The 25,787-nt window shown below is 71.6% G+C and carries 23 protein-coding genes; 12 read left to right on the forward strand and 11 right to left on the reverse strand.

The annotated features are described in order from the left end of the window. Positions 1 to 154 precede the first annotated feature (154 nt). From ACH4YP_RS06450 to ACH4YP_RS06460, 3 genes are all read left to right on the forward strand, one after another. Entirely contained in the window at positions 155 to 844 is a 690-nt protein-coding gene (locus ACH4YP_RS06450) for a PH domain-containing protein (RefSeq protein WP_398489644.1), read from the forward strand. 392 nt (positions 845 to 1,236) lie between these two features. After that, positions 1,237 to 2,895, forward strand: a complete 1,659-nt coding sequence (locus tag ACH4YP_RS06455) for a hypothetical protein (protein ID WP_398489645.1) — start codon at positions 1,237 to 1,239, stop codon at positions 2,893 to 2,895. A gap of 215 nt (positions 2,896 to 3,110) precedes the next feature. Next, a complete protein-coding gene (locus tag ACH4YP_RS06460) occupies positions 3,111 to 3,959 on the forward strand; it encodes a hypothetical protein (RefSeq protein ID WP_361069398.1) in 849 nt (282 codons plus the stop codon). A gap of 86 nt (positions 3,960 to 4,045) precedes the next feature. Here the strand turns inward: ACH4YP_RS06460 and ACH4YP_RS06465 are convergent, their stop codons facing one another. The 3 genes from ACH4YP_RS06465 to ACH4YP_RS06475 form a co-directional block, all read right to left on the reverse strand. Next, entirely contained in the window at positions 4,046 to 5,686 is a 1,641-nt protein-coding gene (locus ACH4YP_RS06465; RefSeq protein WP_398489646.1) for a phospho-sugar mutase, read from the reverse strand. 218 nt (positions 5,687 to 5,904) lie between these two features. Further along, positions 5,905 to 6,729, reverse strand: a complete 825-nt coding sequence (locus tag ACH4YP_RS06470; protein WP_398489647.1) for a purine-nucleoside phosphorylase — start codon at positions 6,727 to 6,729, stop codon at positions 5,905 to 5,907. Between the two features lie 100 nt (positions 6,730 to 6,829). Continuing rightward, positions 6,830 to 7,267 (reverse strand): gamma-glutamylcyclotransferase, encoded by a 438-nt coding sequence (locus tag ACH4YP_RS06475; protein ID WP_361069390.1) that lies wholly within the window; start codon positions 7,265 to 7,267, stop codon positions 6,830 to 6,832. Positions 7,268 to 7,450: 183 nt separating this feature from the next. Between ACH4YP_RS06475 and ACH4YP_RS06480 the strand changes: the two genes are divergently transcribed. Next, the gene (locus ACH4YP_RS06480) at positions 7,451 to 8,899 is read left to right on the forward strand and encodes an NAD(P)H-quinone dehydrogenase (RefSeq protein ID WP_361069387.1); all 1,449 of its coding nucleotides are present in this window, start codon (positions 7,451 to 7,453) and stop codon (positions 8,897 to 8,899) included. A 191-nt stretch (positions 8,900 to 9,090) separates the two neighbouring features. Next, positions 9,091 to 10,056, forward strand: a complete 966-nt coding sequence (locus tag ACH4YP_RS06485) for a DeoR/GlpR family DNA-binding transcription regulator (RefSeq protein ID WP_361069384.1) — start codon at positions 9,091 to 9,093, stop codon at positions 10,054 to 10,056. A 158-nt stretch (positions 10,057 to 10,214) separates the two neighbouring features. Here ACH4YP_RS06485 and ACH4YP_RS06490 read toward each other — a convergent pair whose 3' ends face one another. Both ACH4YP_RS06490 and ACH4YP_RS06495 read right to left on the reverse strand, forming a co-directional pair. Next, positions 10,215 to 10,781: a TetR/AcrR family transcriptional regulator gene (locus ACH4YP_RS06490; RefSeq protein ID WP_398489649.1), complete on the reverse strand. Its 567-nt coding sequence runs from the start codon at positions 10,779 to 10,781 to the stop codon at positions 10,215 to 10,217. A 230-nt stretch (positions 10,782 to 11,011) separates the two neighbouring features. Beyond that, positions 11,012 to 12,784, reverse strand: a complete 1,773-nt coding sequence (locus tag ACH4YP_RS06495) for a biotin carboxylase N-terminal domain-containing protein (RefSeq protein ID WP_361069378.1) — start codon at positions 12,782 to 12,784, stop codon at positions 11,012 to 11,014. A gap of 373 nt (positions 12,785 to 13,157) precedes the next feature. On the opposite strand from ACH4YP_RS06495, the gene ACH4YP_RS06500 reads away from it, so the two are divergent. Then, positions 13,158 to 13,688: a hypothetical protein gene (locus tag ACH4YP_RS06500; protein WP_361069375.1), complete on the forward strand. Its 531-nt coding sequence runs from the start codon at positions 13,158 to 13,160 to the stop codon at positions 13,686 to 13,688. Positions 13,689 to 13,713: 25 nt separating this feature from the next. Here the strand turns inward: ACH4YP_RS06500 and ACH4YP_RS06505 are convergent, their stop codons facing one another. Together ACH4YP_RS06505 and mmpB are read right to left on the reverse strand one after the other, a co-directional pair. Continuing rightward, the gene (locus ACH4YP_RS06505) at positions 13,714 to 14,334 is read right to left on the reverse strand and encodes a Maf family protein (protein ID WP_398489651.1); all 621 of its coding nucleotides are present in this window, start codon (positions 14,332 to 14,334) and stop codon (positions 13,714 to 13,716) included. A gap of 31 nt (positions 14,335 to 14,365) precedes the next feature. Continuing rightward, the gene (mmpB, locus tag ACH4YP_RS06510; protein ID WP_107102526.1) at positions 14,366 to 14,494 is read right to left on the reverse strand and encodes a morphogenic membrane protein MmpB; all 129 of its coding nucleotides are present in this window, start codon (positions 14,492 to 14,494) and stop codon (positions 14,366 to 14,368) included. Positions 14,495 to 14,668: 174 nt separating this feature from the next. Between mmpB and ACH4YP_RS06515 the strand changes: the two genes are divergently transcribed. Then, positions 14,669 to 15,799, forward strand: a complete 1,131-nt coding sequence (locus tag ACH4YP_RS06515) for an SGNH/GDSL hydrolase family protein (protein WP_398489652.1) — start codon at positions 14,669 to 14,671, stop codon at positions 15,797 to 15,799. Between the two features lie 31 nt (positions 15,800 to 15,830). On the opposite strand, the gene ACH4YP_RS06520 is transcribed toward ACH4YP_RS06515, so the two are convergent. Together ACH4YP_RS06520 and ACH4YP_RS06525 are read right to left on the reverse strand one after the other, a co-directional pair. Beyond that, a complete protein-coding gene (locus ACH4YP_RS06520) occupies positions 15,831 to 16,037 on the reverse strand; it encodes an acyl-CoA carboxylase epsilon subunit (RefSeq protein WP_398489653.1) in 207 nt (68 codons plus the stop codon). 41 nt (positions 16,038 to 16,078) lie between these two features. Then, the gene (locus ACH4YP_RS06525) at positions 16,079 to 17,677 is read right to left on the reverse strand and encodes an acyl-CoA carboxylase subunit beta (protein ID WP_361069365.1); all 1,599 of its coding nucleotides are present in this window, start codon (positions 17,675 to 17,677) and stop codon (positions 16,079 to 16,081) included. A gap of 202 nt (positions 17,678 to 17,879) precedes the next feature. On the opposite strand from ACH4YP_RS06525, the gene ACH4YP_RS06530 reads away from it, so the two are divergent. Together ACH4YP_RS06530 and ACH4YP_RS06535 are read left to right on the forward strand one after the other, a co-directional pair. After that, positions 17,880 to 18,791 (forward strand): biotin--[acetyl-CoA-carboxylase] ligase, encoded by a 912-nt coding sequence (locus ACH4YP_RS06530; RefSeq protein ID WP_361069362.1) that lies wholly within the window; start codon positions 17,880 to 17,882, stop codon positions 18,789 to 18,791. A gap of 633 nt (positions 18,792 to 19,424) precedes the next feature. After that, on the forward strand, positions 19,425 to 20,552 hold the full coding sequence (locus ACH4YP_RS06535) for an adenylate/guanylate cyclase domain-containing protein (protein WP_398490020.1): 1,128 nt from the start codon (positions 19,425 to 19,427) through the stop codon (positions 20,550 to 20,552). Between the two features lie 50 nt (positions 20,553 to 20,602). Here ACH4YP_RS06535 and ACH4YP_RS06540 read toward each other — a convergent pair whose 3' ends face one another. Both ACH4YP_RS06540 and ACH4YP_RS06545 read right to left on the reverse strand, forming a co-directional pair. Beyond that, complete coding sequence (locus ACH4YP_RS06540; protein ID WP_398489654.1) at positions 20,603 to 21,310, reverse strand: hypothetical protein; 708 nt, start codon at positions 21,308 to 21,310, stop codon at positions 20,603 to 20,605. A 284-nt stretch (positions 21,311 to 21,594) separates the two neighbouring features. Next, complete coding sequence (locus ACH4YP_RS06545) at positions 21,595 to 22,407, reverse strand: enoyl-CoA hydratase-related protein (RefSeq protein WP_361070237.1); 813 nt, start codon at positions 22,405 to 22,407, stop codon at positions 21,595 to 21,597. A gap of 152 nt (positions 22,408 to 22,559) precedes the next feature. On the opposite strand from ACH4YP_RS06545, the gene ACH4YP_RS06550 reads away from it, so the two are divergent. From ACH4YP_RS06550 to ACH4YP_RS06560, 3 genes are all read left to right on the forward strand, one after another. Then, positions 22,560 to 23,702, forward strand: coding sequence for a sensor domain-containing diguanylate cyclase (locus ACH4YP_RS06550; RefSeq protein ID WP_361070240.1), 1,143 nt, complete (start codon positions 22,560 to 22,562; stop codon positions 23,700 to 23,702). Positions 23,703 to 23,807: 105 nt separating this feature from the next. After that, positions 23,808 to 25,346 carry a histidine ammonia-lyase gene (gene hutH / locus ACH4YP_RS06555; RefSeq protein ID WP_361070261.1) on the forward strand — a complete coding sequence of 513 codons (1,539 nt, stop codon included), beginning with the start codon at positions 23,808 to 23,810 and terminating at the stop codon, positions 25,344 to 25,346. A gap of 200 nt (positions 25,347 to 25,546) precedes the next feature. Then, a complete protein-coding gene (locus tag ACH4YP_RS06560) occupies positions 25,547 to 25,750 on the forward strand; it encodes a cold-shock protein (RefSeq protein ID WP_053661143.1) in 204 nt (67 codons plus the stop codon). The last annotated feature ends 37 nt before the right edge of the window (positions 25,751 to 25,787 follow it).

The raw sequence follows: 25,787 nt of genomic DNA on the forward strand, positions 1-25,787 counted from the left end.
CAGGGGCTCCGCCCCCGAACCCCCGCTCCTCAAACGCCGGAGGGGCTGAAGTGCGGGCGGTCGGAGGGGTTGAGATTTCCGGTGGAGGGGCTGAATGGCTCGGTGTTGGAGGGGCTGGAAATCGATCCTGGGTGGCGTCGGGCAGAATCGGGGTATGACGACGCCCGACCAGCAGCCGACCGTACCGGAGACACCGGATCCTCAGTTCAAGGACCGGGTCTACCGGTCGCCCTCCGGTATCGCGGGTGGGGTGCTGTTGCTCGCGATCGCGGGGTGGCTCGGGATCGACGCGCTGGTCACCGGTGAGGGGCGGGCGCCGTGGGTGGCGCTGGCCGCGCTGCTTTTCCTGGTTCCGCTGGTGCTCGCGTTCACCGTGCGTCCGGCTGTGTACGCCAACGAGCAGCGGCTGCGTGTCCGCAACCCCTTCCGGGTGATCGTGCTGCCCTGGGGGACGGTCGAGGGGTTCAGGTCGGGCTACTCGAACGAGGTGCTCGACACGGCCGGCGCCAAGTACCAGGTGTGGGCCGTGCCCGTCTCGCTGCGGGGCCGCAAGCGTGCGGCCCGGCGGGAGGCGCGCGGGGAGGCCCGCGGGGAGGCGCGCGGGGAGGCCCGCGGGTCCGCGGCGGCCGTTCGTGGCGGGCAGCAGCACCATGCCGCGGCGGTGGCCGCCGGACCGGTGCGGGCCGCGGGCGACCAGATCATGGAGGAACTGCGCGAGCTGCTGGAGGCCCGGAGCAAGGACCCGCGGGCACAGGGCGAGGCATCGGTGCGGTGGGCGTACGAGATCATGGCCCCCGCGGCGGCCGGTGCCGTACTGCTGGCGATCCTGCTGACGGTGGGCTGAGGCCACCAAGCCCGGCTGGATGCTATTGCTGAATCCCGTCACCGGTTGTCAAGTGGTGTGAGAGTCCCAGCGACACGCCGTGCAGACGGCGTGTCGCTGGGACTGTGCGCACACTTGGCTCTCGTTTGGCGATTCGCCGACAGCATCCCGGCCGGCCGGGCCGTCGGGGGCGCGCTCGTCCCTGGCGGGTTCTTGAGGGTTCTCTCGGCTTTCGTGGCTCGACGCCCTCGGCGGTTTGAGGCGATGGGCGCGTCCGGCCGTACGAGAGGGCGGTGCCCCGGTGGGGGCGGCGGCGGTCCGGTGGTTCGGGCAGGGGCGTCCGGTCGCTACTGTCACCACCTGTGCCGGCGCCGGTGTCACCACCGGCGTTCCCACGCGATCCAGGAGTGCATGTGTCGTACGACGAGCCGCTGCGACTGCCCGTGGCCGCGATACCCGACGGCTGCCGGGACTGGACGGCCGGGCGGGCCGGGGTCTGGTCGGCCGCGCTGCCTCCGCGCTGGTCGTTCCTGCGGGTGCGCAGGTCGATCGCGGCAGCGGTGTCCACCTTCGCGCTGTGCGCGGGCGCCTGGGCGGCGATGCTCGGCGGACTGTGGCCGTTCGTCGCGGCGGGGTTCGCGGTGTACGTCCTGTGGGTGCTCGCACGGCCCGAGCTGGTCTGGGCCGGCGCGCCCGTCCTGCTGCTGGTGCTCGCCTTGGAGGCGCCGTCGCTGCCGCGGGTCGTGACCGCCGTCGTGGCGTTCGTCGTCGTGGTCACCTGGGCCGCCGTCGCCGTACGCCTGCGGGCCCGGAGCCGTCAGCTCGAACGGGCGCTGGAGGCGGCCGGGGACACCACGGCACGTACCCCGGACGCGGACGCCGTGCTCCAGCGTGGCCGTTTCCTGCTCCCGCTCGGTCTCACCGTGCTCGTGCTCGGCGTGCTCATCGGTGCCACCGCGGGTCTGTGGGGCACGGCCGACGACCAGCGGGGCTCCTGGGTCGTGGCCATCTACCTGGCCGGGCTCGCCATGACCGCCCTGGCCTCGGCGTGGCTCGGCCGCCACCGGGCCCTCGCCCTGCGCCGGGCCCCCGCGCCCGTACTGCGCGTCCTCGTACGCGACGACGCGCAGGGCACCACGGAGGTGTACGCGGCGGACGACCTCGCCGCGCTGCGCCCGCTCTTCACGGTGGACCTGACGTCGTACGACGACAGTGAGGAGCCGGACGACGACGAGGACGACGAGGAGGATGGCGAAGCGGACGACGAGGAGTTGGAGCGGCTCCTCGACGCGGTGGACGACGACACCCCCGGGCCGGTCCGCGAGGCCGTCCTCTACGGCGCTCCCTTCGACGGCGCCGAACTCGTGGTCGTCAGCGCCGACGAGGACCCGGACCAGCCGCCGCTCACGGAGTGGTCGACGAGCCCGGTCCGGCCGCTGTCGCCCAGCGCGGGCATGAGACGGGCGGCCAAGGAGAAGGCCCGCGAGGAGCAGAACCGTCAACTGGAGGAGCAGGCACGGGAGTTGGTCGTCGACCGGTCGCCCGTCCCGGTCCGCCGCTGGCGTGCGGGCTGGCTCGACTGGGTGGCCGCGGCGCTGCTCGTGCTCTGGGGTGCCTGGTTCGTCGGGCTGTGGTTCTCCGAGTCCGCAATGCCCGTCTGGAAGTTGGCACTCCTCGGCGTACTCGGTCTCTACGGAGTCGTACGCGTCCCGGTGAAGCTCGCCTGGCGCATCACCGCGGACCGCTCGGGCCTGTGGGTCACCGGACTGCGCGGCCCTCAGCACGTCCCCTGGGACGACATCCGCTCCGTACGCCGTCAGTCCTTCGAACTGAAGCTCCGCTGGCGGGGCGACAACTGGTCGGTCGCGGCGCCGCGTTGGGCGTGGTTCGAGCGACGGCAGGGTCTGGTCCATCCCTACGACGCCCTGGCGGCCGAACTCACCGCCATGCGCACGGATCCCGCGCTGCGGCCCACCGGGGAGAGCACGGCACCCGAACGGGGGCGCCCGCTCTGGCCGTTGGCCGTGCTGCTGGGTCTGGTGTGGGCGGCGGTGCTGGTGGTGTGGGGCTGAGGCCGAGACCGAGGCCGAGACCGGGGTGAGCGGGAACGCGCGGCCGAAGCCGGTCGTGCCCGACCGGCGACCTTCGCCGGTTCGGCGGCAACCTTCGCCGGTTCGGCGGCAACCTTCGCCGGTTCGGCGGCAACCTTCGCCGGTTCGGCGGCAACCTTCGCCGGTTCGGCGGCGACCTGAGGGTGAAATCCCGTCCCCCACCAAGGGAGTTCACCGTGCACAGACACTTGGCACGTCTGGTCACCGTCTTCGCCGCCCTGGTCGCGCTGGTGGCCACCCCCTTCACCTCGGCGTCCCCCGCGAAGGCCGCCGACGTGTGGAACCCGCCCGCGAACCTCGTACAGCCCCTGAACGAGGTGTGGAACCACGTCTCGACCACCTACCCGGACCTCTACGGCTTCCGCAACTACGGCTGGGACCAGGTCATGGCCAACCGGGGAAGCATCAACTACTGCGTCCGCTGGGAGTCCGACGCCCCGGTCAGCACCGAGCTGCGCGACCGGATCCATGCCGCCCTGAAGAAGCAGTTCGGCAAGTGGACGGCCGCAATGGTGGACAACGGCACGGGACACAACGCCTGGCCGTACACCAACGTGCCGGTCAACATCGTCGGCTGGGCGGTGAAGAACCGCTCGACCCTCCAGTGGACCGACAACTCCGTCGACGTCTACACCGGCCTCGACGAGGGCGGCGCCCCGCAGTGCGCGCCCGACTGCGGCCGCTTCTTCCACCAGGACGGCAACTACTCCCGCTGTCCGGGCGGCGCGGCCCGCCACTACGACCAGTCCCTCTGGCTCACCAAGGGCTTCCAGGGCGGCGCCGGCGGCGACTGGGGCCAGCGCGTCGGCCAGGAGTACTTCACGGGCGCCCTGTCGCAGGAGAACATCCACATCTACCTGCACGAGGTCGGCCACACCTTCGGCCTCGACGACTTCTACGACTGGACCCCGACCGGCCAGTGCTGCTTCCTCATGAAGGCGGGCAGCGCAGCCCAGATAACGGAGTTCGACAAGTGGATGTTCCGGGACTTCTGGCGCCATCTGAAGAGCCGGTACGGCCTGTGACGCCTGGCCGCTGACATGGGGTGTCCGACGGGGGCCGCGGTGTGCGACCTGGCCCCCGTCGGGTATCCGTCAGGCTCTCCAGGTCCTCAGATGCCGGCCGCCGCCGAGAGATCCCGCTTGATCGTCGCCAGGAGTTCCGTCGCCTTCGCGCGGGCCGCCGGGAGGTTCTCGTGGGTGCCGACGGGGACCACGACCTCCAGGTAGCACTTGAGCTTCGGCTCCGTACCGCTGGGGCGGACGATGACGCGGGCGCCGTCCAGCGTGTAGCGCAGGCCGTCCGTGGGCGGGAGCGTGTCCGTGCCCTTCGTCAGGTCCTCGGCCTTGGTGACGGCCAGGCCCGCGAGCCGCGTGGGCGGCTGCTCGCGCAGACGGCGCATCGCGTCCGAGATGAGGGACAGGTCGTCCACGCGGACCGAGAGCTGGTCCGTGGCGTGCAGACCGTGCTCGACCGCGAGGTCGTCGAGGAGGTCGAGGAGGGTACGGCCCTGGGACTTGAGCTCCGAGGCCAGTTCCGTGATCAGGAGGGCGGCCGTGATGCCGTCCTTGTCCCGTACGCCCTCGGGGTCCACGCAGTAGCCCAGCGCCTCCTCGTAGCCGTACCGCAGATCCTCCACCCGGGCGATCCACTTGAAGCCCGTCAGCGTCTCCTCGTACGGCAGGCCCGCCTTCTCGGCGATCCGGCCGAGCAGGGAGGACGAGACGATCGACTCCGCGAACGTGCCCCGCGCGCCCCGGCGGACCAGGTGCTCGGCGAGGAGCGCGCCCACCTCGTCGCCGCGCAGCATGCGCCAGTCCCCGCTGCCCCCGCCGTCCTTGACGGCCGCCGCGCAGCGGTCCGCGTCCGGGTCGTTCGCGATGATCAGGTCGGGGTCGGTCTCGCGGGCCTTCGCGAAGGCCAGGTCCATCGCGCCGGGCTCTTCCGGGTTGGGGAAGGCGACGGTCGGGAAGTCCGGGTCGGGGTCGGCCTGTTCGGCGACGAGGACCGGTGCCGGGAAGCCGGCCCGGGCGAACGCCGCCAGGAGGGTCTCCTTGCCGACACCGTGCATCGCCGTGTAGACCGTCCGGGCCGTACGCGCGGAGCCGGCGGCCAGTACCTCGTCCGTACGCTCCAGATAGGCGTCCAGGACGTCGTCGTCGAGGGTCTCCCAGCCGGAGTCCGGGCGGGGGACGTCTGCCAGGTTCGCGATCGCGGCGATCTCCGCGGCGATCTCGGCGTCCGCCGGGGGCACGATCTGGGAGCCGTCGCCGAGGTAGACCTTGTAGCCGTTGTCGCGCGGCGGGTTGTGGCTGGCCGTCACCTCCACGCCCGCCACCGCGCCCAAGTGCCTTATGGCGTACGCGAGTACGGGCGTGGGGAGGGGTCGGGGGAGTACGGCGGCGCGCAGGCCCGCGCCCGTCATGACCGCCGCCGTGTCGCGGGCGAAGTCGGCGGACTTGTGGCGGGCGTCGTAGCCGACGACGACGAGGCCGTCCGTCTCTCCCTTGGCCTTGAGATACGCGGCGAGGCCGGCGGCCGCGCGGATGACGACCGAGCGGTTCATCCGCATCGGGCCGGCGCCCAGCTCGCCCCGCAGGCCCGCCGTGCCGAACTGGAGGGTGCCGCTGAAGCGTGCGGCGAGCTCCGCCGTGTCCTCGGCGTCGATCAGCTTGGCGAGTTCCTCACGGGTTTCCGCGTCGGGGTCCTCGGCCAGCCATGCCTTGGCCCGCGCGATGAGTCCGTCCTGCACGTCAGGTCAACCTCTCTCTTTGTCGTCGTCCCTGGGGGCTGCGCCCCCAGACCCCCTCTATCGGCCTGAACGGCCTCGTCCTCAAACTCCCCCACTCTCGGCTTCGCTCGAGCGGGGGGACCCCCACGACGGGCTGAAGGTGTCGGCCCGGGCTGCGAAATCCTCAGCCCCTCCGGCGTTTGAGGAGCGGGGGTTCGGGGGGCGGAGCCCCTGAAGGACTAAAGGCGGTCCAGGACCTGGGTCAGCAGCGCACCCATGTGAGTGGCGGAGTCGCGGCCCGCCTGGAGGACCTCCTCGTGGTTGAGGGGCTCGCCGGTCATACCGGCCGCGAGGTTGGTGACGAGGGAGATGCCGAGCACCTCCGCACCCGCCTCACGCGCCGCGATGGCCTCAAGAGTCGTCGACATCCCCACCAGGTCCGCCCCGATCACCCGCGCCATCCGAATCTCCGCGGGCGTCTCATAGTGCGGCCCGGGGAACTGCGCGTACACCCCCTCCTCAAGGGTCCCGTCGATCTCCTTGCACAGCGCGCGCAGCCGCGGCGAGTACAGATCCGTCAGATCGACGAAGTTCGCGCCGACGATCGGCGACGCCGCCGTCAGGTTGATGTGGTCGCTGATGAGGACCGGCTGCCCGGGCCGCATGCCCTCGCGCAGCCCCCCGCAGCCGTTGGTCAGCACGATCGTCTTGCAGCCGGCGGCCACGGCGGTGCGGACGCCGTGCGCGACGGAGGCGACACCGCGGCCCTCGTAGAAGTGGGTGCGGCCCAGGAACACGAGCGCGCGCCTGTCGCCGATCTCGTACGAGCGGACCTTGCCGCCGTGCCCCTCGACCGCCGGCGGCGGGAAGCCGGGCAGCTCGGTGACCTGGAACTCGGCCGCGGGGTCGCCGAGGGCGTCAACGGCCGGTGCCCAGCCGGAGCCCATCACGAGAGCGACGTCGTGGGTCTCGGCGCCCGTCAGTTCCCGTACGCGCACGGCGGCGGCGTCGGCGGCGGCGTACGGGTCGCCCTGGATGTCGTCCGGAAGAAGAGATGCGTTCACGCGCACGAGGGTAGCCGGTCCGGGCCTACGCGCGTAGATGGTGATGGTCACGGGATTGCGATCGTTGTCTTGTTGTTTCCGCCGAAGGCCGCCGAGGCGGTCAGCAGGGACGCTTGCGCAGCTCCATCACGTAGTCGTGCGGGGCCCCCGCCGATTCCGCCGCGTCCGCGATCTCGCCGAGGTAGCGGGCCGAGGGGAGACCGCCCTCATAGCCGTTGAGGACGTAGACCCACGCGGCCTCCTCGCCCTCCAGCGTGTGGATCCGTACCCGCATCCGCCGGTAGACGTCCAGGCCGACGCCCTCCCAGCGGTCCATGGACTCCTCGTCCGGGGGCGCGATGTCGTACAGGGCGATGAAGACCTGCGAGCGCGGGGCCTCGACGATGGTGGCCAGCGCGCCCTCCCAGCCCATGTGCTCGCCGCCGAACGTCAGCCGCCAGCCGTTCAGCCACCCCGTGGCGCGCAGCGGCGAGTGCGGAGCGCGGCGCGTCATGAGCCGCGGGTCGAGATTGCCGGCGTACGCGGCGTAGAGCGACATGGATCGAGGGTACGGCAGCGGACGCGTGCGCCACTCCCGTAACCGGAGCACCCGGATTCCGTATCCCGGCCGCCGGGATTTCGTACCCGAGAGGCCTGGAGCCCGTGACCGCGTCACCCGGATCCTGTGATTCCGGCCCCGTCGGCGGCCCCCGGGCGGAAGCACCTTGAAGCGTGCGGGACAATGGAGTACGTGACTCGGATCGTGATCATTGGTGGCGGACCCGGCGGATACGAGGCGGCCCTGGTGGCCGCCCAGCTCGGCGCGGAGGTGACCGTCGTCGACTGCGACGGTCTGGGCGGGGCGTCGGTGCTCACCGACTGCGTCCCGTCGAAGACCCTGATCGCGACGGCGGAGGTGATGACCACCTTCGACTCGTCGTACGAGGAGCTGGGGATCATCGTCGCCGATGACACTCCTCACATCGACGCGCCCGCGCGGGTCGTCGGTGTCGACCTCGGGAAGGTCAACCGCCGTGTGAAGCGGCTCGCGCTGGCCCAGTCGCACGACATCACCGCCTCCGTGACGCGCGCCGGGGCCCGGGTGCTCCGGGGCCGCGCGCGGCTCGAAGGCATGCAGGCCCTGGACGGGTCGCGAAAGGTCGTCGTACAGGCCGCGGACGGCAGCGAGGAGACGCTCGTCGCCGACGCCGTGCTCATCGCCACCGGCGGGCACCCCCGCGAGCTGCCCGACGCGCAGCCGGACGGGGAGCGGATCCTCAACTGGACGCAGGTCTACGACCTCGACGAGCTGCCCGAGGAGCTCATCGTCGTCGGGTCCGGTGTCACCGGTGCCGAGTTCGCCGGTGCCTACCAGGCCCTCGGCTCCCGCGTCACCCTCGTCTCCAGCCGCGACCGCGTGCTGCCTGGCGAGGACCCGGACGCGGCCGCCGTCCTGGAGGACGTGTTCCGGCGGCGCGGCATGAACGTCATGGCCCGCTCGCGCGCCGCGTCCGCCAAGCGCGTCGGCGACCGCGTCGAGGTGACGCTCGCCGACGGCCGGGTCATCACCGGCTCGCACTGTCTGATGGCCGTCGGCGCCATCCCGAACAGCCACGGCATGGGTCTCGAAGAGGCCGGTGTCCGGGTCCGCGAGTCCGGCCACATCTGGACCGACAAGGTCTCCAGGACCACCGCCCCTGGCGTGTACGCCGCCGGTGACGTGACCGGCGTCTTCGCGCTCGCGTCCGTGGCCGCCATGCAGGGCCGGATCGCCATGTACCACTTCCTCGGCGACGCGGTCGCCCCGCTGAACCTCAAGACGGTCTCGTCGAACGTCTTCACCGACCCCGAGATCGCGACCGTCGGCTACTCCCAGGCGGACGTCGACGGCGGTGTCATCGACGCCCGGGTCGTCAAGCTGCCCCTGCTGCGCAATCCGCGCGCCAAGATGCAGGGCATCCGCGACGGCTTCGTCAAGATCTTCTGCCGCCCGGGCACCGGGATCGTCGTCGGCGGTGTGGTCGTCTCGCCGCGCGCCTCGGAACTCATCCACCCGATCTCGCTCGCGGTCGACAACAACCTGACCGTCGAACAGATCGCGAACGCCTTCACCGTGTATCCGTCCCTGTCAGGCTCGATCGCCGAGGTGGCCCGGCAGCTGCACACCCGGAAGACCGAGGGCGAATCCTGACGGCGAAAGACCGTTCCCCGCTGGTCACGGGGATCGTCGGCCCATTGGTGACGGTGAGTCGCCGCCCATTCGCGCGGCATAGGCGCAGCGATTAGGCGCGTATACCACTTCGTGCCCTGCGGTGCGAACAACTTCTGTTATTCGGCGCAAACTGCTGAAAGCAGACGGTCGTTGGGGTTACTGTCAGTTTCGTGTTCGCTGCAGAACGTCGCCAATTGATCCTCGAAATGGTGCGAGCGAATGGGGCCGTGTCGCTCCGTGAGCTCGCCCGCGTCGTCCAGACCTCCGAAGTGACCGTACGGCGGGACGTGCGCGCACTGGAGGCAGAAGGACTCCTCGACCGCCGGCATGGCGGTGCGGTATTGCCGGGCGGGTTCACGCGGGAGTCCGGCTTTCCGCAGAAGTCTCATCTCGCGACCGCCGAGAAGACGGCAATCGCCGATCTCGCCGCAAGTCTCGTCGAAGAGGGCGAGGCCATTGTGGTGGGGGCGGGAACCACGACACAGGAGCTGGCCCGTCGGCTCGCTCGTGTTCCCGGTCTGACCGTCGTCACCAACTCCCTGCTGGTGGCCCAGGCGTTGGCCCATGCCAACCGCGTGGAGGTCGTGATGACCGGCGGCACCCTGCGCGGTTCCAACTACGCCCTGGTCGGCAGCGGGGCCGAGCAGTCCCTCCAGGGGCTGCGGGTCTCCCGGGCCTTCCTGTCGGGGAGCGGACTGACCGCCGAGCGCGGCCTGTCCACCTCCAACATGCTGTCGGCGTCCGTCGACCGCGCGCTGGTGCAGGCGGCCTCCGAGGTCGTCGTCCTCGCCGACCACACCAAGCTCGGCACCGACACGATGTTCCAGACCGTGCCGACCGACGTGATCACCCGGCTCGTCACCGACGAGCCGCCCGCCCACGACGACCGCGCGGGCACCGAACTGCAGGCCCTGGCGGACCAGGGCGTACAGATCGCGGTGGCCGGAGCGGGCGGTGCGGGCGGGGATACGGTCCCGGCGGGGCGTCAGCCGCCGCGCCGGGACGTGCCGCTCCCCGGCCCCAGGCGTGGCCAGGTACCCGGCGGCGCGGGCCCGCAGTTGCGCAGCGCGGCCGCGGTTCTGGGGGAACAGCCCCAGAGCGAGCGGGCGCGGGTCGCGGACCTGCGCCGACGCTGAGGGGCGGCTGCCCGCCCGGCCCGGATCCTGACGGACGACGGTCCAGTTCGTACGTCGGGAAGTGCGGCCACGGCAGTGCGGCAGGCAGTACGTACGTCGTCCGTGTGCGTGTCGGCAGTACGTGTATCGGCGGTACGTGCGCTCGGTGTTGCGGGGCGTCAGGCCTTGAGGCCCCGCAGGGTCAGTGTCAGCAGGCGGTCGGCCAACTCCGGATCGTCCGGGGTCTCTTCGGCCGCCAGCGCGATGGCGTTGGTCAGCTGGAGCAGGTCGCCGATGGAGACGTCGGAGCGCACGGCGCCCGCCCGCTGCGCACGGGCGAGCAGGGCGCTGCCCGCCTCACGCATCGGACCACTGCACCGGGCGAGTTCCGAGGCGTCGTCGTGCGAGGCCGCCATGAGTGCTCGGGACAGACCGCGGTACTCACCCGCATGAGTGATGATGGCGCGCAGCCATGCCACGAGCGCCGTGCACGGCTGCGGGTCGTTCAGCAGTTCGCGTGAGAGGTCGAGGAGATCGCTCACCGCGTCCGAGAAGACCGAGCTCAGCAGGGCGTGACGGTTCGGGAAGTGCCGGTAGAGCGTGCCGATGCCCACTCCGGCCCGTCTGGCCACGTCCTCCAGGGAGGCGTCCGCGCCGAACTCGGCGAACGCCGTCCGGGCCTCGGAGACCAGTCGCTCGTGGTTGCGGCGGGCGTCGGCGCGCATACCTGCCGGTGGCTTGGCCATGTGATTCACCTCGCCTCTCCTGCGTGCCGGGGGTGGGATGTGGTTGCCCGATCCCAACTCGTCTGCCCATTGTCTTCGTTCGGGGGCTGCGGGTGCGTTGTGGCTGGTCGCGCCCACGCGGCGGAGCCGCATATGTCACAGCCCCGCGCCCCTGACCAGGCTCCGAACCCGAGGCGCCCGGCGGACAGGCTGATCCTGTTCGTCGGGCGCCTCGGGACGGTGGGTGTGGGTCAGTCCTTGATTTCGCAGATGAGGGCGCCGGAGGTGACGGAGGCGCCGACCTCGGCGGACAGGGCCTTGACCGTGCCGGAGCGGTGGGCGTTGAGGGGCTGCTCCATCTTCATGGCCTCCAGGACGACGACGAGGTCGCCCTCCTTGACCTCCTGGCCCTCCTCGACGGCGACCTTGACGATGGTGCCCTGCATGGGCGAGGCGAGGGTGTCGCCGGAGGCGGCCGGGCCGGACTTCTTGGCCGCGCGGCGCTTGGGCTTGGCGCCGGCCGCGAGGCCGGTACGGGCCAGCGACATGCCCAGGGAGACGGGCAGGGAGACTTCCAGGCGTTTGCCGCCGACCTCGACGACGACCGTCTCGCGGCCCGGCTCGTCCTCGACCTCGGTGTCCGCGGGGGCCGCGAACGGCTTGATCTCGTTGACGAACTCGGTCTCGATCCAGCGGGTGTGGACCGTGAACGGGTCGCTGGAGCCGGTCAGTTCGGGGGCGAACGCCGGGTCCTCGACCACCGCGCGGTGGAAGGGGATCGCGGTCGCCATGCCCTCGACGTTGAACTCGGCGAGTGCGCGGGCGGCCCGCTGCAGGGCCTGTTCGCGGGTGGCGCCGGTGACGATCAGCTTGGCGAGCAGGGAGTCCCAGGCCGGGCCGATCACGCTGCCGGTCTCCACGCCCGCGTCCAGCCGCACGCCCGGACCGGACGGCGGCGCGAACACGGTCACGGTGCCGGGGGCGGGCAGGAAGCCCCGGCCCGGGTCCTCGCCGTTGATGCGGAACTCGAAGGAATGGCCGCGCAGTTCCGGGTCGCCGTAGCCCAGTTCCTCGCCGTCGGCGATACGGAACATCTCGCGGACCAGGTCGATGCCGGCGACCTCCTCGGTCACCGGGTGCTCCACCTGCAGACGGGTGTTGACCTCCAGGAAGGAGATCGTGCCGTCGGTGCCGACCAGGAACTCGACGGTGCCCGCGCCGACGTAACCGGCCTCCTTGAGGATGGCCTTCGAGGACGAGTACAGCTCGGCGACCTGCTCGTCGGACAGGAACGGCGCGGGCGCCTCCTCGACCAGCTTCTGGTGCCGGCGCTGCAGCGAGCAGTCACGCGTCGACACGACGACCACGTTGCCGTGGCTGTCGGCCAGGCACTGGGTCTCCACGTGCCGCGGCTTGTCGAGGTAGCGCTCGACGAAGCACTCGCCGCGACCGAACGCGGCGACGGCCTCGCGGACCGCCGAGTCATAGAGTTCCGGGACCTCTTCGAGGGTGCGGGCCACCTTCAGGCCGCGCCCGCCGCCGCCGAAGGCCGCCTTGATGGCGATGGGCAGCCCGTGCTGTTCGGCGAAGGCCACCACCTCGTCGGCGCCGGACACCGGGTCCGGGGTGCCGGCCACCAGCGGGGCGCCGGCGCGCTGCGCGATGTGGCGGGCGGCGACCTTGTCGCCCAGGTCGCGGATGGCCTGCGGCGGCGGGCCGATCCAGATCAGCCCGGCGTCCAGGACGGCCTGGGCGAAGTCGGCGTTCTCGGAAAGGAAACCGTAGCCGGGGTGGACGGCGTCCGAGCCGGAGTCCTTGGCCGCCTGCAGCACCTTGGTCATGTCGAGGTAGCTGGTCGCGGGGGTGTCACCGCCCAGCGCGAACGCCTCGTCCGCGGCCCGCACATGCAGTGCGTCCCGGTCCGGCTCGGCGTACACCGCCACGCTCGCGATGCCGGCGTCTCGGCACGCCCGGGCGACACGAACAGCGATTTCGCCACGGTTGGCGATCAACACCTTGCGCACGTTGGCTCCCTCTCCTTGAAACAAGCCGAGTTTAGGGACTGCCGACACGACGTATCGACCCGTCCCCGATGGTGAGCTTGCCCACACGGAGCGTGATACGAGGCCCGCTCGCCCGCGAAATCCCTTGTCGCACCGCGGTACGCAGGGGGCTTCCCAAGAACCCTAGCCCTCCGATGTGGCCAAGGTCTCTGTGAGAGCGTGCTGCGCCCCACTCCGTTTCTTTGTGGAGTCCCTACGAATGGCCCAACGAATCTTTGCCCTTCGCCGATCCCTTGTCCCCGGGTTTACCGGTTAGTAGCGTGCAGGCTGTCCCGAACGTACTTGAGGTAACAACAGCTTTGGTCGAGCGGCAGTCGGAAGTGGGTGGGGACCGGTGGTGCGCAGACCGGTGGCATGGGTGACCGCGATCGTGCTCTTCGCGGAGGCGATGGGCATCGCGTTGGTCAACTGGTTCATGGGGATCGTCGTGGACCGGCAGGACATGTCCCTGGCCGGGCTCGACTCGGACGTGATGTCCACGTCCTCGAAGGTCGCCGGCCTGCTCTTCGGCCTGTACTTCGCGCTCTGCGGTGTCGTCGCCCTGCGCGTGGCCCTGCGCGACCGCGCCCCGGCCGGCGTCGGCCGCATCCTGCTGTTCAGCGCCGCGGTGGTGCACGCCCTGCTCGGCGCGTTCACGGTGGGACTGGTGGGCTGGGGCGCTTTCGCCTTCATGATGGTGGTGCTCGGACTGATCGTGCTCATCTTCATGACGTACGACCGTCGCGAGGGCACCGTCTCCGACGCCGGGCCGGACGACGCCAAGCCGGACGGTGGTGCGACCGGCGGCGGTGCGGACGGTGGCACCGCGAACGGGGGCAACGGCGGGACGCCGGTCGTCCCGCCTGCGGCGCCCTCGACTTCCTGACCGCCCGTCCCGCCCGTCCCGTGCGTCACTTCTCGCGCGGGGTCCACAACTCCGTGATGCCGACACCCAGTTCGGCCAGCAGACGGCGTACCAACGGCAGCGAGATCCCGATGACGTTGCCGTGGTCGCCGTCGATGCCGTCGATGAACGCGGCCGAGCGGCCGTCGAGCGTGAAGGCCCCCGCGACATGGAGGGGCTCGCCCGAGGCGACGTACGCGGCGATCTCGGCGTCGCTCGGCTCGCCGAAGCGGACCACGGTGGAGGCGACCGCCGAGGCGTGGCGCCCGGCCGTCGTGTCCCAGACGCAGTGCCCGGTCTGGAGCGTGCCCGCGCGGCCACGCATGGCCTTCCAGCGGGCGGTCGCCTCCTCGGCGTCGGCGGGCTTGCCGAGCGCCTCGCCGTCCAGGTCGAGCACCGAGTCGCAGCCGATCACCAGGGCGCCCTTGATCTCCGGCCTCGCCGCCACGACGGACGCCTTGGCCTCGGCCAGCGCGAGCGCCAGTTCGGCGGGGGTCGGGGCGCTCACGGCGTCCTCGTCGACCCCGCTGACGATGACCTCGGGGGCGAGTCCGGCCTGGCGCAGCAGTCCGAGCCGGGCGGGGGACTGGGAGGCGAGGACGAGTCGGCGGCGTGGCTGATCAGTCATGCGGCCAGGGTATCGGCGGGTCCGCGGCGGCTCACATCACGCCGAGCACGATCATCGCGAGCACCGCGGCCAGCGCGAGGAGAATGCCCAGCCGCCGCAACATGTCCTGCATGTCGCGCAGTTCCTTGGGCGGCTCGTTCTCGGGGTCGGACCACAGCATGTAAACGATCGTGACTCCGTCGTGGGCGCGGGCGCCTGAGTACGCGTACTCATTTTGAGTAAAAGGGTCTGGGGTTCCATTAGGGCCCGCCTCCCTGTTACCGTTCCGGACATCACTAAAGGGACTCTGATTCCATTAGGGAAGGGTCCTGATCCTCTCAGGGAGGGATGCGCCGTGTTCACCACCGCCTGGACCGCCTCGCCCCAGCTGCCCAGTACGGGCTTCACGCCCAACTGGTCGCAGGAGGGCTTCTGGCGGCAGTCCCTGCGTCAGGTCGTCCGCCTTGCCGCGGGCGGCGACCGGGTCCGTATCCGCCTCTCGAACGCGTACGGGATCTCGCCGCTCCGGATCGCGGGCGCGACGGTCGCGCGTACGGCCCGCGGAGCCGCCGTGCGGCCGGACTCGGTCCGGCGGCTCACCTTCGCGGGGGCCGCGTCCGTCGAGGTGCCCGCACGCGGGGAGATCGTCGGCGACGCGGCCGAACTCGCCCTGGAATCAGGCGAATCGGTGACGGTCACCCTCCACCTGGACGCCGTCACCGGGCCCGCGACCTTCCACGCACAGGCCTTCGCCACCAGCTACCGGGGCGCGGGAGACCTCCTGGAGGACACCGGGGGCGAGGCATTCGACGAGGCCGGCGAGTCCTGGTACTTCCTGTCCGGCGTCGACGTCTCAGCGGGGCGTACGGACGCCGTCGTCCTGTTCGGCGACTCGATCACCGACGGGTTCGGGTCCACGCCGGGTGCGAACCGGCGCTGGTCCGACGCCCTCACCGAGCGCACCGGACGGCCCGTGCTCAACGCGGGCATCGGCGGGAACCTGCTGCTCAACGACTCGGCCTGGTACGGGGAGAAGGGCGTCCGGCGAGTGGAGCGGGACGTGTTCGCGCTCGCGGGCGTCGACACGCTCGTCGTTCTGCTGGGCCTCAACGACATCGGCTTCAGCGAGACGGACGAGCAGCCCACGTATCGGCCCGCGCCCCTTGTGGAGGTGGGCGAACTCGTCGCGGGACACCGGGAGTTGATACGGCAGGCACGGGCTCGCGGGGTGCGGGCCGTCGGTGCGACCCTGCTTCCCTTCGGCGGGTCCGACCACTGGGGTGAGCGGGCGGCGAAGGTGAGTCACGAGGTGAACGAGTGGATCCGTTGCTCGGGGGAGTACGACGCGGTCGTCGATCTCCACCGGGCCCTGGGCGATCCCGACTCGCCGGATGTGCTGCGCGGGGCGTACGACTTCGGCGATCACCTGCACCCGAACGACGTCGGGTACGAGGTGATGGCCGAAGCCGTCGCTGGTGTTCTTTGACCGCGGGTGCGCCGCGGCTTGGCGCGGCCGTCTAACCGGGCCAGAAGGTGCGGGCCCATGTCCGTGGGCCCGGTGCGGGCAGGCGCCTCTGGGCCACCCTGGACGGGTCGGACCATGCCGTCCGTTCCGGTGTCGCGCCGGGCGGAGTGGTAGCCGCCGCCGCGGCGCGGGCCCGGACCACCGCCAGTGCGGCGGCCAGCTCCTCGGGGGTCGGGTTGCCCCGTACGACCTTGATCATGAACGTTCCCGCTCTCGACTCGTCTGCTCTCGACCGGCGTCCTACAGGGGGATGTTGCCGTGCTTCTTCGGCGGCAGGGACTCCCGCTTCGTACGCAGCGACCGCAGGCCGCGTACGACGTGGGAGCGGGTGTCGGACGGCAGGATCACACCGTCGATGTACCCGCGCTCGGCAGCCGCGTAGGGGTTGAGGAGGGCGTCCTCGTACTCCTGGATCAGGCGGGCCCGGGTGGCCTCCTGCTCGTCGGCGGGGGCCGCGGCGATGGTGCGGCGGTGCAGGATGTTCACTGCGCCCTGCGCGCCCATCACGGCGATCTGGGCGGTCGGCCAGGCGAGGTTGAGGTCGGCACCGAGGTGCTTGGAGCCCATGACGTCGTACGCGCCGCCGAAGGCCTTCCGGGTGATGACCGTGATCAGCGGGACGGTGGCCTCCGCGTACGCGTAGATCAGCTTCGCGCCTCTGCGGATGATGCCCGTGTGCTCCTGGTCGACGCCCGGCAGGAAGCCCGGCACGTCCACGAAGGTGAGGACCGGGACGTTGAAGGCGTCGCAGGTGCGGACGAAGCGGGCCGCCTTCTCGCTCGCGTCGATGTCGAGGCAGCCCGCGAACTGCATCGGCTGGTTGGCGACGATGCCCACCGGGTGGCCCTCGACCCGGCCGAAGCCGGTGAGGATGTTCGGCGCGAACAGCGGCTGGGTCTCGAAGAACTCGGCGTCGTCCAGGACGTGTTCGATCACCGTGTGCATGTCGTACGGCTGGTTCGCGCTGTCCGGGATCAGCGTGTCCAGCTCGCGGTCCTCGTCCGTCAGCGCCAGGTCCGCCTCCTCCGGGAAGGCGGGCGGCTCGCTGAGGTTGTTCGACGGGAGGTAGGACAGCAGCGACTTGACGTATTCGATCGCGTCCTTCTCGTCGCCCGCCATGTGATGGGCCACGCCCGACACCGCGTTGTGCGTGCGCGCGCCGCCCAGCTCCTCGAAGCCGACGTCCTCGCCGGTGACCGTCTTGATGACGTCCGGTCCTGTGATGAACATGTGCGAGGTCTGGTCGACCATCACCGTGAAGTCGGTGATCGCGGGGGAGTAGACCGCACCGCCCGCGCACGGGCCGACGACCAGGCTGATCTGCGGGATGACACCCGAGGCGTGGGTGTTGCGGCGGAAGATCTCGCCGTACATGCCGAGCGCCGAGACGCCCTCCTGGATACGGGCGCCGCCCGAGTCGTTGATGCCGATGACCGGACAGCCGGTCTTCAGCGCGAAGTCCATCACCTTCATGATCTTCTGGCCGTAGACCTCGCCGAGCGCGCCGCCGAAGACCGTGAAGTCCTGGGAGAACACGGCGACCGGGCGCCCGTCCACCGTGCCGTAACCGGTCACGACCCCGTCGCCGTACGGGCGGTTGTTCTCCAGGCCGAAGTCCGTCGAGCGGTGCTGCGCGAACTCGTCGAACTCGACGAAGGAGCTCTCGTCCAGCAGCAGCTCGATCCGCTCACGAGCCGTCAACTTGCCCTTGGCGTGCTGCTTTTCGACGGCACGCGCCGAGCCGGCGTGCGTCGCCTCGTCGATGCGGCGCCGCAGATCCGCGAGCTTGCCCGCGGTGGTGTGGATGTCGATCTCGTGCTGCTGTTCCGGCTCGGACATCGGGATGCGGCTCCCTGCCTGCTCAGTGGGGACGTGAGGGTGAGGTGACACGAGGTGCTTCAGAGGTGCTTCATCAGAGGTGCTTCAGACGTGCTGAACGGTCCTGGGTGGTGCTCAGCAGGGGGGTTGGCTACTCATCCGTAGAGTAGTGGCGTGCCCAGCGTTCGGCAGTGCGGCGTTTACCACACCTAGGGTGGGTTGCATGACGCCGCGAGACGACTCAGACGCGAACAGCAATCGGTGGTCCGACCTGGACCGTCCCCCGCTCAACGCCGTGGCCCTGCGCCGCGCGCTCGTGCGCAACGGGGGGCACGAGGGGCTCTGGCGCGCTGTCGACGTCGTGCAGCACACCGGTTCCACCAACTCCGACCTCGTCGCCCTCGCCACCGACGGCAAGGCGGAGGAGGGCGCGGTCCTCGTCGCCGAGGAGCAGGACGCCGGGCGCGGGCGCCTGGACCGCCGGTGGACGGCACCTCCCCGCTCGGGCCTCTTCTTCTCCGTCCTGCTGAAACCGACCGAGGTGCCGGTCGAGCGCTGGGGCTGGCTGCCGCTGCTCACCGGGGTCGCGACGGCCACCGCGCTGTCCCGCGCGGCCGGGGTCGACCTGGCCCTCAAGTGGCCCAACGACCTGCTCGTCACGGTGGACGGCCAGGAACGCAAGACCGGCGGCATCCTCGCCGAGCGCGCCGGGCCCGACGCGGTCGTCGTCGGCATCGGCATCAACGTCACGCTCCGCGAGGACGAGCTGCCCGTGCCCGGCGCGGGTTCGCTCGTCCTCGCGGGAGCGACGACCACGGACCGTGACACGATCCTGCGGGCCGTGCTCCGCTCCCTCGGCCAGTGGTACGAGAAGTGGCGCAGCGTGGGCGGCGACCCGGCCAGGTCCGGCCTCCAGGACACGTACGCCGCCGGATGCGCCACCCTCGGGCGGGTCGTACGGGCCGAACTGCCCGGCGGGAAGTCGATCACCGGGGAGGCGGTGGCCGTGGACGGCGACGGACGGCTGGTCCTGGCCACGGCGGAGGGCGTGCAGCAGCCCGTGGGAGCGGGGGACATCGTGCATCTGCGGCCGGCGGGGGACGAGGGAGACGCGGGCGACACGGGGGACCGGTGACGGCTGTGCCCGCAGGGACGCGCCGGACACTTCGTGCTCGTCATGCCTGTTGTGCCTGGTGGTGAGCAAGGAGCGCGTACGAGCCGTACGAGTGGGGGTGGGCCGCCGGACCCACGCGGGAGGAGCGGGCCTCGGGCCGTCCGGCCTCGACGGCCGGGAGTGAGCCAGAGCACACCTGCCGTAGAGTTGAGGCCGGTCGATACCTGACCGCGGCAGATCGGAAGGGCAGCAGGCGTGACCGTCGACGACACGGGCTCCGGCACGGGTGACACCGCCTCCGACGGTGAGCCGGGGCGTACCACCGGGCCTGTCGCCGACACGGCGGCCGCACGGATCGATCGGGCCGAGGCGCACGCGCGGGTGGAGGAGCAGGACCGAGTGGACGCGCAGGACGGCCGAACGGCCCGGGCGGAGACGCCGGACCGGACGGAGACGGAGACGCCGGGTGGGCCGCCCAGTGCACCCGAGGCGTCGGATCAGTTGGGACGGACGGATCGGCCAGATCTGCCGAGTCGGATGGATCGCCCGGATCAGGCGGGTCAGGCGGAGGCGCCGGGCGGGACGTCGGCCAGGGGCCGGGCGGAGGGCTCAAGCCCGATGGGGGCTTCGGGCCGGGTGGAGGGCTCAAGCCTGATGGAGACCTCGGGCCGGGGTGAAATCGCGGGGCGGGGTGACGGGGCCGACCGTGCGGAGGTGCAGGCCGCCGCCTCCGAGGAGGATCCGCTGGCCCTGCGTCTCGAACAGCTCATCCTCGGTGCCGAGCGCCGCTACACCCCCTTCCAGGCCGCCCGCAGCGCGGGCGTCTCCGTGGAGCTGGCCACCCGTTTCTGGCGGGCCATGGGCTTCGCGGACATCGGCCAGGCCAAGGCGCTCACGGAGGCCGACGTACTGGCCCTGCGCCGGCTCTCCGGTCTGGTCGAGGCGGGGCTGCTCAGCGAGGCGATGGCGGTCCAGGTCGCCCGTTCGACCGGCCAGACCACCGCGCGGCTGGCCGAGTGGCAGATCGACTCCTTCCTGGAGGGCCTGACCGAGCCCCCGGAACCGGGCATGACGCGCACCGAGGTCACGTACCCCCTCGTCGAGCTGCTCCTGCCCGAGCTGGAGGAGTTCCTCGTCTATGTCTGGCGGCGCCAGCTCGCCGCCGCGACCGGCCGCGTCGTGCAGGCCGCGGACGACGAGGAGATGGTCGACCGGCGGCTCGCCGTCGGCTTCGCCGACCTCGTCGGCTTCACGCGACTGACCCGGCGCATGGAGGAGGAGGAACTCGGCGAACTCGTCGAGGCCTTCGAGACCACCGCGGCGGACCTGGTGGCCGCCCACGGCGGGCGCCTGATCAAGACGCTGGGCGACGAGGTGCTGTACGCGGCCGACGACGCGGGTGTCGCCGCCGAGATCGCGCTGCGGCTGATCGAGACGATGGCCGGCGACGAGACGATGCCCGAGCTGCGCGTCGGCATCGCCTTCGGCACGGTGACGACCCGGATGGGCGATGTCTTCGGTACGACCGTCAACCTCGCGTCCCGGCTGACCTCGATAGCTCCGAAGGACGCCGTCCTGGTCGACGGGGCGTTCGCCGAGGAGCTCACCCGGACCGGCGACGCGCCCGTCTCCGAGGCCGCTGCCGCCGACGAAGCCGCCGCCGCGGAGAAGGAGGGCGAGGAGCCGCCGTCGTACCGCTTCGTGCTCCAGCCGATGTGGCAGCGGGCGGTGCGGGGACTGGGCGTGGTCGAGCCGTGGCAGCTCAGGCGGCGCAGTAACTAGCGGTTGTCCGGTCTTTCCCCGCTTGTCGCTACCTGCCGCCTACCTGTCGCCTACCTGTCGTTTCCGTCGAAGCACAGGCCCACGATCGGTACGCACAGGCCTGCGCCCGGGCGGGCGGGGTTCTGCGGTGCGCCGGGGGGTGTCGGGGCGGGCGCGGGGGCTGGGAGTGTGGCGGCGGGGGGTCGGGGCGCCGCCGGTTGTTGTCCCGCTCGGGCCGGCGGGGTGGCGGTGATGGGGCGGCGGGCGTCCTGGAGGGCGCCGGAGGGGTTGGGGGCTGGGTTGCGGGGGCCTGCGGCCGGTCCGGGGATTCCGGCCGGCCATGTGGCTCCGCTCCGTGCGCCCGGGGTGGACGCTCCGTTCGGTCCGTAAGGCTCGTTGGGCTTGTTCAGCCCGTTCGACCTGGTCGGTTCGGATGTGGCTCCCGAGGGCCCCGTGGCGGCTGCGGCCGAGGGGGACGCGTCCGCCGTGGGTGGTGCGGCTACCGGGACCGCCCCCGCGTCGTCCTGGAGCGGGTTCTCCGTCGAGCCGGCCGCGCTGGGGTCGATGTCCGTGGCCTCCACGCCGGTGTCTCCGCCGGTGGGGTGGGGTGCCATTCGCAGGAGGCTCAGGGCTCCCGCGGCCAGGGCGAGGCCGCCCACCGCGAGCAGGACGCGGCGGGGGCGGGGTTTGCGGTGGCGTCCTCGGGGGCGGGTGAGGACCGGTTCCGGTGGTGTCGTCTCCGGTGTGACCGTTCCTGGCTTCGTTGCGGTGTGCGGCATGCAGTTCCCCTCCCCGATGCGAGGGCGCCCCCGGCGCGGTGTCGCGGTGCGCAGGTTATGCGCGGGGTGGGGTCGTGCGGGGTGACTCCGTCCGTACGTCACCCGAACGGGGAGTCTGCGACGGCTTGGGGGTTTCTTTCGCCCCCGCCGCCCCTTCCCGTCCCGTCCCTGGGGGCTGCGCCCCCAGACCCCCGCATCGCGCTGACGCGCTCGTCCTCAAACGCCGGACGGGCTGAAATTCAGCCCCTCCGGCGTTTGAGGAGCGGGGGTTCGGGGGCGGAAATCTACTCCCCAGGCCACTCCGGACGTCGCTTCTCGTTGAAGGCCGCGACCCCCTCCGCCCGGTCGCCGGAGAAGGCGACCGAGCGCCACGCGGCGTCCTCGATCTCCAGGCCCGCCCGGAGATCGAGCCCGTGCCCGAGCCGAAGCGCCCGCTTGGCGGCCCGCAGCCCGACGGGCGAGTTGACGGCGATACGGCCCGCGAGGGCCAGCCCCTCCGCACGGGCCTCCCCCGCGGGGACCAGGACGTCGATCAGACCGAGGTCCGCCGCCTCCGCCGCCTCCACCCGCCGCGCAGAGAAGATCAGCTCCGCCGCCCGCGCCGCCCCGACCCGCCGCGGCAGCAACTGCGTACCGCCGCCCCCGGGAATGACGCCGACGGACACCTCGGGCAGCCCCACCACGGCCGTACCGTCCGCCACGATCAGATCGCAGGCCAGGGCCAGCTCGAAACCGCCGCCCAGCGCGAACCCGTGCACGGCGGCGACGGTGGGCATCGGCAGGTCGAGTACGCCGGTGTACGCGGCACGCGCGAGCGGACGCTGACGGACCAGCTCGGCGTCCGTGAGGGAGTTGCGCTCCTTGAGGTCGGCGCCGACGCAGAAGGCGCGCTCGTGGGTGGAGGTGAGGACGACGGCCCGGACGTCCCGGTCCGCGGCCAGCGCCTCGCACGCCGTGGCGATCGAGCGGGCCATGTCCGTCGACACGGCGTTCATGGCCTTGGGCCGGTCCAGGACGAGCTCGGCGACGTACGACGACGCATGGCGTCGCACCACGACGTACTCACCGAACCGCTGTTCCGCGCCTTGCTCGGACATGAGACTCTCCCGGTTCACGGTTCACGTTAACGGCGGTTAACTTCTCTGTGGCCCGATCATTCCAGCCGTCCGCCGCCTGGGAAAGCCCGCCCCGGACCCCTGTTCGCCGCATCAATGTCCCAAATTATTACAAACCTACCTAACCTGGAGTGATGGGCGGTGACGATGTGCGGTTGAGGGCCGTGGTGGCGCTGGCGCAGGGCATGGCCGCCGCGCACGCCCCGCGGGAGTCGTGGCGGGCGGCGGCGGCCGGAGCCTGCCGGGCACTGGGCGGGAGCTTCGCCGCGCTGTCCGTGTGGGAGCGGGAACTCGGGCGGCTGCGGGTCCTGGCGAACGTGGGGGAGCGGGCCCGGGACGAGGAGGAGTTCCCGGAGGACGAGGCCTATCCCGTGCACCAGTTCCCGGAGATCACGGAGTTCCTGCACGAGCGCTGGGTCGGCGGCGGCGGGCCCAACGCCTGGGTGGAGACGGCCGACGGACCGGCCGCCGGGCATGCCGAGTACTGCCATCAGCGGGTCGCCGCCCTGCGCAGGCGCGGTCGCGGATGCTGTGTCGTCGCGCCGATCGTCATGCACGGGCGTGCCTGGGGCGAGTTGTACGTGGCCCGCCCGGCCGGAGCCCCCGTCTTCGACCGGGCCGACGCCGACTTCGCGACCGTCCTCGCCTCCGTGGTCGCCGCCGGGATCGCGCAGACCGAACGCCTGGAGGAGGCCCGCCGGCTCGCCTTCACCGACGCCCTCACCGGCCTCGCGAACCGCCGTGCCGTGGACATGCGGCTGGAGGAGGCCATCGAACGCCACCGCGCGGAGGGCGTGGTCGTGAGCCTCGTCGTCTGCGACCTCAACGGCCTCAAGCGCGTCAACGACACCCGGGGCCACGCCGTCGGCGACCGGCTCCTGGAGCGCTTCGGGTCGGTCCTCTCGCTGTGCGGCGCGATGCTGCCCGGCACCCTCGCCGCCCGCCTCGGCGGCGACGAGTTCTGCCTGCTCGCGGTGGGTCCGGCCGCCGACGAGGTCGTACGCGTCGCCGACGAACTGTGCCGCCGCGCAGCCGAGTTGGAGCTCGGGGAGGGCGTGGCGTGCGGGGTCGCCTCCACCGAGGATCCGCTCGGGCCCGTCCGCTCGGCCCGGCGACTCTTCCGGCTCGCCGACGCGGCCCAGTACCGCGCCAAGGCCGTACGCTCCGCCAAGCCCGTCGTCGCCGGTCGCGAGGGACCGGACGACCCCGTCGTACGCCTCGCCGACGCACCCCCGCCCGCGGCGGCCGAACGTCGGCGGTTCCGCGGCCGTCGGTAGGGCGCCCCCGTCCGGCCGCCTCTGTGAGGTCCTGCGTGTAAGGACCCAACCCGCCACCCACTAGTGACACCAAGGCATTCACTGCGTACGCTCCTGAATATGGATATGCACACTGTGGTGGTGGGGACGACGGGTGTCACCGCGTCCGACGTTCTCGCCGTGGCGCGCGGCGGCGCCCGGGTCGAGCTCTCCGACGAGGCGGTCTCGGCGCTCGCCGCGGCCCGCGAGATCGTGGACGCGCTGGCGGCCAAGCCGGAGCCCGTGTACGGGGTCTCCACCGGCTTCGGAGCCCTCGCGACCCGGCACATCAGCCCGGAACTGCGCGCCCAGCTGCAGCGCAACATCGTGCGCTCGCACGCCGCCGGAATGGGCCCGCACGTCGAGCGCGAGGTCGTCCGCGCCCTGATGTTCCTGCGGCTCAAGACCCTCTGCTCGGGCCGCACCGGCGTCCGCGCGTCCGTCGCGCAGACCATGGCCGACATCCTGAACGCCGGCATCACCCCGGTCGTCCACGAGTTCGGCTCCCTCGGCTGCTCCGGCGACCTCGCGCCGCTCTCCCACTGCGCCCTGACGCTCATGGGCGAGGGGGACGCGGAGGGCCCGGACGGAACGATTCGCCCCGCCGGTGAACTCCTCGCCGCCCACGGCATCGAGCCCGTCGAACTGCGCGAGAAGGAGGGCCTGGCCCTCCTCAACGGCACCGACGGCATGCTCGGCATGCTGGTCATGGCCCTCGCCGACCTCGACACCCTCTACAAGTCCGCCGACATCACCGCGGCCCTCTCCCTCGAAGCCCTCCTCGGCACCGACCGGGTCCTCGCCCCCGAACTGCACGCCATCCGCCCCCACCCGGGCCAGGGCGCCAGCGCCGCCAACATGCTGGCCGTGCTGAAGGGTTCGGAGCTGACGGGCCACCACCAGGACGACGCCCCCCGCGTCCAGGACGCCTACTCCGTGCGCTGCGCCCCGCAGGTCGCGGGCGCCGGCCGCGACACCATGACCCACGCCCGCCTGGTCGCCGACCGTGAACTCGCCTCCGCCGTCGACAACCCCGTCGTCCTGCCCGACGGCCGCGTCGAGTCGAACGGCAACTTCCACGGCGCCCCGGTCGCCTACGTCCTGGACTTCCTCGCGATCGCCGCCGCCGACCTCGGCTCGATCACCGAGCGCCGCACGGACCGGCTCCTCGACAAGAACCGCTCGCACGGCCTGCCGCCGTTCCTCGCGGACGACGCCGGCGTCGACTCCGGCCTGATGATCGCCCAGTACACGCAGGCCGCCCTGGTCAGCGAGATGAAGCGGCTCGCCGTCCCGGCGTCCGCCGACTCCATCCCGTCCTCCGCCATGCAGGAGGACCACGTCTCGATGGGCTGGTCGGCCGCCCGCAAGCTCCGTACGGCCGTCGACAACCTGACCCGGATCGTCGCCATCGAGCTGTACGCCGCCACGCGCGCCATCGAGCTGCGCACCGGCCTCACCCCCGCCCCCGCCTCGCAGGCCGCGATCTCCGCCGCCCGCGCCGCCGGTGTCGCGGGCCCGGGGCCCGACCGCTTCCTCTCGCCGGACCTGGCGGCCGCGGACGCGTTCGTGCGCGGCGGCCACCTGGTCGAGGCCGTGGAACCCGTGACGGGCCCGCTGGCATAGGGATTTCCGGGGTTCCATCAGATGTACGAGGTGGGGGCGCCGGGGCGTCGCGACGCCCCCACCGAAATCTGTGCTAGGGTTCCTAACGAAACGTTTTTGGTACCCATTAACTTTGTGCGCCTGAAAGGAATCCTCTCTCAGGCGCGTTTTGTTTTCCCGGTCATTTCCGGATGGGAGCCACCTATCTTGGAGAAAATGACATGGCTACTGGCACCGTGAAGTGGTTCAACGCGGAAAAGGGCTTCGGCTTCATCGAGCAGGACGGCGGCGGCGCCGACGTCTTCGCCCACTACTCGAACATTGCCACCTCGGGCTTCCGTGAGCTGCAGGAGGGCCAGAAGGTCTCCTTCGACGTCACGCAGGGTCAGAAGGGCCCGCAGGCGGAGAACATCGTCCCCGCCTAATTCCGGGACGCGTAACACGCGAGCCGGGGCCCGCACC

This window comes from Streptomyces sp. NPDC020747 (genome assembly GCF_044334695.1).
Classification (GTDB): Bacteria; Actinomycetota; Actinomycetes; order Streptomycetales; family Streptomycetaceae; genus Streptomyces.

Coding starts and splice junctions, on each gene's coding strand:
- ACH4YP_RS06550 (WP_361070240.1), top strand. CDS start 22,560: ATGGGCGGTGACGATGTGCGGTTGAGGGCCGTGGTGGCGCTGGCGCAG.
- ACH4YP_RS06505 (WP_398489651.1), bottom strand. CDS start 14,334: ATGACTGATCAGCCACGCCGCCGACTCGTCCTCGCCTCCCAGTCCCCC.
- ACH4YP_RS06525 (WP_361069365.1), bottom strand. CDS start 17,677: ATGTCCGAGCCGGAACAGCAGCACGAGATCGACATCCACACCACCGCG.
- hutH (WP_361070261.1), top strand. CDS start 23,808: ATGCACACTGTGGTGGTGGGGACGACGGGTGTCACCGCGTCCGACGTT.
- ACH4YP_RS06560 (WP_053661143.1), top strand. CDS start 25,547: ATGGCTACTGGCACCGTGAAGTGGTTCAACGCGGAAAAGGGCTTCGGC.
- ACH4YP_RS06475 (WP_361069390.1), bottom strand. CDS start 7,267: ATGTCGCTCTACGCCGCGTACGCCGGCAATCTCGACCCGCGGCTCATG.
- ACH4YP_RS06450 (WP_398489644.1), top strand. CDS start 155: ATGACGACGCCCGACCAGCAGCCGACCGTACCGGAGACACCGGATCCT.
- ACH4YP_RS06545 (WP_361070237.1), bottom strand. CDS start 22,407: ATGTCCGAGCAAGGCGCGGAACAGCGGTTCGGTGAGTACGTCGTGGTG.
- ACH4YP_RS06520 (WP_398489653.1), bottom strand. CDS start 16,037: ATGATCAAGGTCGTACGGGGCAACCCGACCCCCGAGGAGCTGGCCGCC.
- ACH4YP_RS06540 (WP_398489654.1), bottom strand. CDS start 21,310: ATGCCGCACACCGCAACGAAGCCAGGAACGGTCACACCGGAGACGACA.
- ACH4YP_RS06480 (WP_361069387.1), top strand. CDS start 7,451: ATGGAGTACGTGACTCGGATCGTGATCATTGGTGGCGGACCCGGCGGA.
- mmpB (WP_107102526.1), bottom strand. CDS start 14,494: ATGCTGTGGTCCGACCCCGAGAACGAGCCGCCCAAGGAACTGCGCGAC.
- ACH4YP_RS06490 (WP_398489649.1), bottom strand. CDS start 10,781: ATGGCCAAGCCACCGGCAGGTATGCGCGCCGACGCCCGCCGCAACCAC.
- ACH4YP_RS06535 (WP_398490020.1), top strand. CDS start 19,425: ATGGAGACCTCGGGCCGGGGTGAAATCGCGGGGCGGGGTGACGGGGCC.
- ACH4YP_RS06530 (WP_361069362.1), top strand. CDS start 17,880: ATGACGCCGCGAGACGACTCAGACGCGAACAGCAATCGGTGGTCCGAC.